Annotated in this window: 10 protein-coding genes and 1 pseudogene; 6 read left to right on the forward strand and 5 right to left on the reverse strand. The window is 34.9% G+C overall.

The genetic code is table 11. From position 1 onward, the window contains the following. Positions 1-13 precede the first annotated feature (13 nt). Together H6F45_RS22360 and leuB are read right to left on the reverse strand one after the other, a co-directional pair. Positions 14-274 carry a hypothetical protein gene (locus tag H6F45_RS22360; protein ID WP_096568332.1) on the reverse strand — a complete coding sequence of 87 codons (261 nt, stop codon included), beginning with the start codon at positions 272-274 and terminating at the stop codon, positions 14-16. Between the two features lie 90 nt (positions 275-364). Continuing rightward, positions 365-1,453 (reverse strand): 3-isopropylmalate dehydrogenase, encoded by a 1,089-nt coding sequence (gene leuB / locus H6F45_RS22365; protein ID WP_190348416.1) that lies wholly within the window; start codon positions 1,451-1,453, stop codon positions 365-367. Positions 1,454-1,769: 316 nt separating this feature from the next. On the opposite strand from leuB, the gene H6F45_RS22370 reads away from it, so the two are divergent. After that, positions 1,770-2,270 (forward strand): hypothetical protein, encoded by a 501-nt coding sequence (locus H6F45_RS22370; RefSeq protein WP_096568325.1) that lies wholly within the window; start codon positions 1,770-1,772, stop codon positions 2,268-2,270. An 84-nt stretch (positions 2,271-2,354) separates the two neighbouring features. Here H6F45_RS22370 and H6F45_RS22375 read toward each other — a convergent pair whose 3' ends face one another. Together H6F45_RS22375 and H6F45_RS22380 are read right to left on the reverse strand one after the other, a co-directional pair. Next, positions 2,355-3,089, reverse strand: coding sequence for a flagellar motor protein (locus H6F45_RS22375; RefSeq protein ID WP_190348417.1), 735 nt, complete (start codon positions 3,087-3,089; stop codon positions 2,355-2,357). A gap of 124 nt (positions 3,090-3,213) precedes the next feature. Further along, complete coding sequence (locus H6F45_RS22380) at positions 3,214-4,662, reverse strand: hypothetical protein (RefSeq protein ID WP_190348418.1); 1,449 nt, start codon at positions 4,660-4,662, stop codon at positions 3,214-3,216. Positions 4,663-5,271: 609 nt separating this feature from the next. On the opposite strand from H6F45_RS22380, the gene H6F45_RS27140 reads away from it, so the two are divergent. Further along, positions 5,272-5,406, forward strand: a complete 135-nt coding sequence (locus tag H6F45_RS27140) for a hypothetical protein (RefSeq protein WP_255427041.1) — start codon at positions 5,272-5,274, stop codon at positions 5,404-5,406. A gap of 84 nt (positions 5,407-5,490) precedes the next feature. On the opposite strand, the gene H6F45_RS22385 is transcribed toward H6F45_RS27140, so the two are convergent. Further along, positions 5,491-6,339, reverse strand: coding sequence for a DNA adenine methylase (locus H6F45_RS22385; RefSeq protein ID WP_137669332.1), 849 nt, complete (start codon positions 6,337-6,339; stop codon positions 5,491-5,493). 181 nt (positions 6,340-6,520) lie between these two features. Here H6F45_RS22385 and H6F45_RS22390 point away from each other — a divergent pair, with 181 nt between their 5' ends. The 4 genes and pseudogenes from H6F45_RS22390 to H6F45_RS22405 all read left to right on the forward strand — a co-directional run. Beyond that, positions 6,521-6,727 (forward strand): DUF751 family protein, encoded by a 207-nt coding sequence (locus H6F45_RS22390; RefSeq protein WP_096568315.1) that lies wholly within the window; start codon positions 6,521-6,523, stop codon positions 6,725-6,727. A gap of 115 nt (positions 6,728-6,842) precedes the next feature. After that, positions 6,843-7,241 (forward strand): 30S ribosome-binding factor RbfA, encoded by a 399-nt coding sequence (rbfA, locus tag H6F45_RS22395; protein WP_096568313.1) that lies wholly within the window; start codon positions 6,843-6,845, stop codon positions 7,239-7,241. Between the two features lie 1,082 nt (positions 7,242-8,323). Beyond that, the gene (locus H6F45_RS22400) at positions 8,324-8,560 is read left to right on the forward strand and encodes a DUF4327 family protein (protein WP_096568309.1); all 237 of its coding nucleotides are present in this window, start codon (positions 8,324-8,326) and stop codon (positions 8,558-8,560) included. 227 nt (positions 8,561-8,787) lie between these two features. Further along, a pseudogene (locus H6F45_RS22405) lies at positions 8,788-8,972 on the forward strand (hypothetical protein); the annotation flags it as partial.

An 8,972-nucleotide genomic window follows, 5' to 3' on the forward strand; every position in this document is an offset into this window, starting at 1 on the left:
AGTCACCAATCACCTAATACATATACGATTCAATTTGTTGTAAGGGTATAAAACATTCCTGTGGTAAGAGAATGGGTTGCTGAGTAAAAATTACTTTACCCCGATGAGTGACGCGACTAATTGCTACTCCTGAAGCTTGCCCCACAATTTCAGGATGTACCTCACAGTAGGTATAGTAAATTTGCCCAGCGGCTTTGATCACGGTGGGATCTACCAAAGGGGTTTGGTTTGCTGGGGTGGTGAAATTTCCCTGTCCTTGTCGTGAAGCGTACACTATTAGTTGTTATGTTATTGATAGATTTGCTTCTAGTGTATCTGAAACTTTTAGCAAAAAACGCTAAAATTTTCTTTTAGTACAATCAAACTATTTTGTTTCCAGAATCTTGATTAAAGCTTCACCCATTGCGCGACAACCTAAAAGATTCATTCCTGGGGACATAATATCTCCTGTGCGATCGCCTTGTTGTAAAACTTGTAACACTGCATTTTCTATTAAATCCGCTGCTGCTGGTTGATCTAAATCATACCGTAACATCATGGCTGCACTTAAAACCTGTGCTAAGGGGTTGGCTTTATCTTGTCCCGCAATATCGGGGGCTGAACCGTGAACGGGTTCATATACACCAGGTCCAGAAGCTCCCAAACTAGCAGAAGGTAACATCCCAATACTACCAGTTAACATGGCCGCAGCATCGGAAAGAATATCACCGAACAAGTTACCAGTAACAATAGTATCAAATTGTTTGGGGGCGCGGACTAATTGCATGGCAGCGTTATCTACATATAAATGAGATAGTTCAACATTTGGATATTCTGAAGCCAGCTTAGTCATTTTCTCTCGCCAAAGTTGAGATACATCTAATACATTGGCTTTATCCACAGAACAAAGTTTTCCGCCGCGTTTTTGGGCAGTTTCAAAGGCAACTTTACCAATTCTCTCTATTTCCGATTCGCTGTAAACCATCGTATTTACACCACGTCTTTCTCCGGTTTCTGTAGCAAAAATACCTTTAGGTTTACCGAAGTAAATCCCGCCTGTGAGTTCCCGCACTACCATAATATCTACACCTTCGACTACTTCCCGTTTCAAGGTGGATGCGTCTATAAGTTGGGGTAATATTTTAGCAGGTCGTAAATTGGCAAAAAGTTCTAAACCTGCTCTTAATCCTAATAAACCCGCTTCAGGACGTTTATCAGAGGGTAAAGCGTCCCATTTATAACCACCGATAGCAGCGAGCAATACTGAATCACTGCTGCGACAAGTTTCTAATGTTGCAGATGGTAGAGGTTCACCGGTTTCATCTATCGCTGCACCACCGATGAGGGCGGTTTGAAAATCAAAGTTCAAATCAAAGCGTTTAGCGACGACTTTTAGCACGTCCACTGCTACGGCCATTATTTCTGGTCCAATACCATCTCCGGGAAGTAGGGTGATACGGTAGTTTTTTGTCATGGTTTTGTTAATGGGTGTTTGTTTGCAGATTAATTATCATACCAGTGAGTAGTCAGTTTTTGATATCTCACGCAAAGACGCAAAGGAAGAATACAAAAGGCATGGTAAAATATATGAGAACTTCTTTTATTTTCAATTTCTATCAATTTCCATCTGGTGTGACGTACTCTCCCAGTTGTGCGAAATTTTATCACTATAATTTAACGCAGATAAACTCAGATAAACACAGATAAACACAGATAAAAGTTTAAAATAGCGGTAATAGTATGAATTTATGTTATTCTCAATATAGAAAATAAACCGGAGGCTACTAAAAATGACCCAAGAATTAATAGACCTCAGAAACAGTATTTTACAAGGAAATTATACAGAAGCTTTAGCAATTGTAGATGAATTAGAAGGAATGAGTAAAAAAGCAATAATCAGACAAATTAAATCATTCTTAAAAATACTACTCATTCATATAATTAAAAATCAAATAGAAAAAAGATTAACAAATTCTTGGATGGCTTCTATTCGTAATTCAATTAGAGAAATTCAAGAAATCAATCTCAAAGAAAACAAAAAATCCTATTACATCAATGAAGATGAATGGGAAAATTTAATAGAAGAATCAGTTATAGAAGATGCGATCGCAGATGCTAGTTTAGAAATAATGAACGGTAAATATACTCGTTCTCAACTATCAACTATAGTAAATAGAAAGCAAGTTATCAACACAGCAATTACATTTTTATCTCTCACTTATACCTATTCACCCAAAGAATTACCAGCTATCATGGATGATTATTTAAGTCAGTTAATAGCAGATATTTAAAAGATATTTAAAAGATATTTAAAAGATATTTAAAAGATATTTAAATTTGCACAACAGCTTAACTGCTTTTATTTTCAATTTTTATCAATTTTCATCTGGTGTAACGTACTCTCCCAATTGTGCAAATCTGATTTCTATTCTTCTGCGTTTACCTCTGGTTGTTGGATCTTTTCTCGTATTTTTTTTAGCAAATCCTTGATTTTCTGGTAAAAATAATTGTGCTGCTGAATATGCTCTAAATTGGACTTTTTTAAATCGAGATAATCTAGTTTGATTTTGCGCTTTTTGCAGTTCTTTGACTACTGATAATGCTCGCATTAAACCTAAATCAGCATTAGAACGAGGACATAAGGTGTTAATATTTTGATTACCTGTAGCAACATTTTCTAGGTGATTATCTAAAGGTTTTAATGTTGGATTATTAGGGTTATTACAGTTAAGAAAATTTACTGGTTGATCATCGGTATGGCCTATAATTTCTAGTACCTCAGTTTCATTATTACATTGTTCTTGTTGAGAAAGGGTTTCTTCAATTAATTTTAATATTTTCCCTGGTTTGTTACCTTGCAAAATATCACTTTTTAAGTTATTTGGTAAAACTGCACTCCCTGAGTCAAAACTATATTGTTCAGAAGGAAGGTTAATAATTTTCGGTTCACAAACTATCCCTGGTGGTGGTGGTGGTTTTTTTTGAGCTACCACAAATACTAATAATAAGGTAATAATCATAAATGCGTTAGACATTAAATCTGTAAAGGATGTCCAAATTGTAAAGGTTTCGCTATTATTATTAGAATTATGGCGATTTCTTCTTTGCATAATAATTAAGTTCAATAGGTTCAAATTTTCTGGGTTAAGATCCTCGACTTCTACTATCAATTTATATTTGATTGACAGAATAGTAAAATAAGTCGGGGATCTGGTTAATTTAATTTTATAGTTGTTAATTTTGTGATTGTTGGAATTGTTGGAAGTTGGTTAATAATACAGATAGGTTACTATTGATTTGTTGCAACATTTGGGAATTTTGATTGAGTTGGTTGGCGGTAGTTTGTAATTGATTAACTTGATTTCCTAACATAGAGGCTAATTGGGGTATATTATTATTAGATGATTGGGTTGCATTGTTGATTAATCCTGCTAATTGTTGGAGGTTTGTATTATATTCTCCTACTTGTAAACTATGTTGATTTAAAGATGTGACAATTTGGTTAACATTATTATTAAATGTTTGGGTAGATGTGGAAATACTGTTAACATTCTGCAAGAGACGATCTGTAACGGTAGTGAGATTTTGTTGATTATTTTGTATGAGGTTTTTTACATCGTTAGAATTACTAATTAATCTGTTACTGAGACTTTTTATATTATCTGTATTATTTTGAGCTAATTGTTGGATTTGTTGGGAATTATTGATTAAGCTATCACTGAGATTTTCTAAACTATCTCCATATTTTTCTAGGGAAGATATAGATTTTTCAAATGATTGTGATGATGTGAGTAAGGATGAGGAAATATCAACAAATTTTGTAGTTAAGTTTGCTATATTAGCAGTAGCATTACTTAAAACATTTGCTCCTGTTTGCATGGTTTGGGAAGATTGATTAACAATAGTTTGAAAGTTGTTTGCTGAGGTGTTAATTTTATCTGTAGCTTCCGTGATCGCAGTTGCAAATTTTTTGGTGTTTTGATCTAAACCTGAAAGGAAACTTTTTAAGCTATCAGAGTAGTTATTAATAGATGTAATTAACTGATCTATTTTGCTGGTAGTTTGACTGTTTAGCAAAAATTCATTATCAATGGAATGTTCTATGGAGATGATTAAGTTTTCTTTTTCTATTTCTAATTCTGATACTGGGTAAAATTTAACTAAAAAAATACTACAAGCTAATGCAAATAAACTACTACCAAAAGCTACACCCATTGAGTTAACAATATTTGGTAAAATTGTTTGTATGTCTACTTCACCTCCTAGATTACCGCTAATCAATAACAAATTTAAAGTAATTCCTAAGAAAGTACCAAATAATCCAATTGATAAGAGGAAATTGGGTAAAGATTGATAATAACGTTTATCTTTTTCCCAGTCTTGTAAGTGAGAATTTGTCACACTGTCTATTAAAGCTGCTTTATTAATTTGTTCATATTTTGTTGGATGACGATTATAAACATCTTTAATTGCATTCGCTATCCCTTGTTTTAAAGATGGTTGAAATTGATTTTGTAATTTTTTTCTGATGTCATAACCATCCCATGTTAAATAAATAGTTAATACGGCAAATCCCAAAACTACGAAATATGAAAAATATTGTCTACTGGATGGGATGAAAGCATAAATGAGAATAAATAAGACGCTTAAACTTAGTAGGGGATAACGAATTTTATTGTTCATGATTTTCCTGTTTGATTAATTTTATTTTGACTTTTTGAAAAATTCCCCGTCAGATCCCCGAATTTTTTATTTAATCGTGACAAGAAATTATGGTTTATTAACAGAAGTCGGGGATCTTACCCCGGAATCATTACCGTAAAAATACTTAATAAATCAACCAAGGTAAATTTCACCAATCATAGCATATTTGGTATAGTATAGATCAAGTAAAATTTCTTAATATTTACTCATGCTGAAGATGAAGAAGGGGATCATCTCTGTGATGGTGGTGCTATTATGAATAATGTCGGTGGAAAATATCAACTGCTCAAAATTTTAGGAAGTGGTAATTTTGGGACAACTTAACAGCACTTCCCAGTGTCATGAGGTACACTATGAACAGGCAAGACTTGTACTGAGCGACTTGTACTGAGCCTGTCCTGAGCCTGTCCTGAGCGGTGTCGAAGGGCGGTGTCGAAGGGCGCAGTCGAAGTAAGTCGAAGTAAGTCGAAGTAAGTCGAAGTATGCCCGTGTTACAAGGGTTTTATCATTAATATCTGTACCTCATAATAACGGAAACTGCTGTATTTAGCAGTGGATCAGTATGGAAAAAACTAAGCGGTTAAACAATTGACATTTTCTAGTAATAAACCAGAGGAAATAGCGATCGCTCAACGCAAGTTTAATGATGAGAAAGAAATTTTACAAAAGTTGCCAGATCATCAACAAATTCCTGATTTTGTAGATTATATCGCAGAAAATTAACAATATTACTTAGGGATCTGGATATCAAAAATTGCTATATCTGAATACTTACTTCCAATCTTTTTTGTCTGATTCAGACATCCTCTAATAAGAAGTCACTAAAACCTCACTAATATTACCCCGCTTATTAACATTAGAATTAATGGATCTGGCAGCGGAAATTGCATGAATATTAAACCGACGATAAAGATCACGAATAAAATCACAATCTGAATTTGCTAACATTACCTTAACACCCCGTTTAGCTAATTCTGCAAATACATCTCTTAATTGTTGTTGCTGTTTTTCCCCAAATAAATATTTACTATAAGCTGTAAAATTACTGGTTTCACTCAGAGGTTGATAGGGAGGATCAAAAAAAACAAAATCATCACTGCTAGTAGCATAATTCAAAACTGTGGTAAAATCCGCGTTTTCAATGTCTGCTGTAGCAAGTGCTTTTGATGCAAGTCTTAAAACATCTTCCTGACAAATACCAGGATTTTTATATCTACCCAAAGGAACGTTAAATTTACCTTGAGAATTGACTCGATATAAACCATTAAAACAGGTTTTATTCAAATAAATAAACCTAGCTGCTTTCTGTAAATCTGTTCCTTCCGAATTAGAACGTATTTTATAATAATAATCTCCATGATTTTTATGATGTTTTTCCTTGTGTTTTTGTAGACGTTCAATTAATTCGTCAACATGATCTCTAACACAGCAATAGGTCGTAATTAAATCAGTATTAATATCAGTTAAAACAGCTTGGGAAAATATGTTTTGTGCTTGGAGATGAAAAAAAACCGCCCCTCCACCTAAAAAGGGTTCATAATAATGCTGGTAATTTGTGGGAAAATATTTTTGATATTGAGAAATCAACCTACCTTTACCTCCCGCCCACTTTAAAAAAGGACGCGGGTAAGTTGTTTGAGAAACTTTACTAATCATATATATTTCTATATTTCTATTAAAATAAAAATTACTAATTACCAATTACCCATTACCAATTACCTATTACCAATTAGTTATTTTATATGAATTGAGCAATTTTCAACCCTATAGACTACAATTAAATTAAATAAGCACCTGAAAACAAACTATAGTTTATAACAAGGCAGTCTATATTCAAATGTTTGATGGATTTTGGGATAACGTATTTCGCTACCCCCGGTACTTGGTTACTATCGTCTTAGGTCTTTTGCTGAATACCTTTCAGCCATTGATGCCTTTTTTAAAACGCCCAGGTACTCTAATAGCAGTGCTTGGTTTATTAGTAGGAGGGTTCTTTTTCGTAACTTTGACTCTCCGGGCGATGCTGGGTTTGAGTACAATCTAAACTAAAACCTGAATAGGGTTTAAACATCAGGACAATTGCTGTAAGTTTTACAGCTATTATCCTGAATTTGCATCTATATCATATCGTAAAACCTCTGTGAGAAGGCGGAATTTATATGGCTACAAATCGCCGCGTTTCCCGCGTTGCTGAATTAATTAAACGGGAAGTTAGCCAAATGTTGCTCAACGGTATTAAAGATGACCGTGTGGGTACAGGAATGGTGAGTGTCACCGATGTAGATGTTTCCGGTGACTTGCAACACGCTAAAATTTTCGTCAGTATTTATGGGACCCAGGAAGCTAAAGCTGAAACAATGGAGGGTTTAAAATCAGCAACTGGTTATGTCCGTAGTGAACTAGGTGCTAGAGTAAGGCTGCGTCGTACTCCAGAAGTGATCTTTGTTGAGGATCGCTCTCTTGAACGTGGTACTAAAGTGCTGAGTTTATTAAACCAACTTCAGCAGGAGCGTCAAACAGAAAGCATTGCAGAAGATGAGGAAGATTTTTCCCAATAGTTAACTTAAATATCCAGATCCCCGACTTCTTTAAAAAATCGGGGTTCTATCATCTATTTTACGTTTAATTATAGCAGAAGGCAGAAGGCAGAAGGCAGAAGGCAGAAGGCAGAAGGCAGAAGGCAGGAGGCAGGAGGCAGAAGGCAGGAGGCAGAAGGCAGAAGGCAGGAGGCAGGAGGCAGAAGGCAGAAGGCAGAAGGCAGGAGGTGAAACATCCTTGCGGCTTGGGTTTTGCTTGTTCCGTTTGTACCTCATGGATGTGCAATCTGCTGTATGTTGATGTAATTAAAAATAAGAAACTTAAAAATACCTATTAAAAATACTTATTAAAAATACTTAATGGAATGATATGATGAGTTGTTGGTTAATTAAATTTTGTATCACTGATTACGAAGAGTCACAAATAGAAAGCAGCACAGTTTAAAAATGTTTAAAAAATGTTTAAAAAATGTTTAAAAAATGTTTAAAAAATGTTTAAAAAATGCTGGCTATAAAATTTAGTGGTGTAACTTAGCCATTGTGATCAGATTTCAAATTTTTAGATGTTGGATTGGCAATAGCCTGATGGATCTAAATTTTGCAAATCTATTGGTCGCACCTGTATGGTATAATGTATAAAAAAGGACAAACTATAACCAATTTCCGGCACAAGATACCAGGTATATTTTTTGGTAAAAATCCATGACGGTGTAGCTATAAAAGGCTTTACAAGGGCTAAAAGTGATTATTGGGAATCTCAATAATAATTTTTTGATACATAATATTAGAAAATATTAGATTAAATTGTAACCATAGGTATATAGATATTAAAGTGTAAACCTGTTAATAGTAGCTGCAAGGCATTACCAATCAGCCAAATTCTAAATGTTGGGATGCACAATTGGAAATGGAGTTAATATTAATGTTGTGCTTCCTTGACAAACTTAACATTTCTTTAGATAATTTATAGGTGTATAGCGTCAAAATGATAATAGTTCCGTATAGCAAACTACAAAACCTAGCCAAAGGTCTAAATTATTGCCATTTTCTTTCCTGATGAAAATTGGGAATACTATCTAAATGTAAATTTGTGAGTAAAAACAATGAGTGTGAATACGGTGCCTTCTATCAATTACTACTCTCTCGACGTAATCCAGGACGAAGCACGCCAACTGGTGCAGAAGGGAATGGTGAGCCGTCAACAGCCAATATATACACTCTGCCAATACATCCCTGCTAGAGAGTGGGTTTGTGTTGAATATGAATTGGAGAAGTGTGACTTTTTATTGCGCGATCGCATTGGGGATTTAATTGGTCGTGAAGAATGGGAAAACGACTAATTAGAATCAAAGGTTGGTTTTAAATCGGGTGTTGATTTTTGATGTGTGGATCTAACAGGAAATATTTCCCTGTCCATCATCTATTCTCAACTATGAACACAGAACAATTAAAGTCTGAATTTATACTACTTTTCCAGTGAGCGATATTGACGATGGACTGAGCCTCCCCATCGTGATTTTGAATAAGTAGTCATTATTTTATTTATACTTGTCCAGAGTTCATGACTTTGGGCAAGTATATTTTTTGTCAGGAGTCAGGAGTCAGGAGATCAAGGAGTCAGGAGTCAGGAGATCAAGGAGTCAGGAGTCAGGAGTCAGGAGTCAGGAGTCAGGAGTCAGGAGTCAGGAGTCAGGAGTCAGGAGTCAGGAGTCAGGAGTCAGGAGTCAGGAGTCAGGAGGCAGGAGTCAGGAG

The organism is Sphaerospermopsis sp. FACHB-1194 (assembly GCF_014696235.1).
Classification (GTDB): domain Bacteria; phylum Cyanobacteriota; class Cyanobacteriia; order Cyanobacteriales; family Nostocaceae; genus Sphaerospermopsis; species Sphaerospermopsis kisseleviana.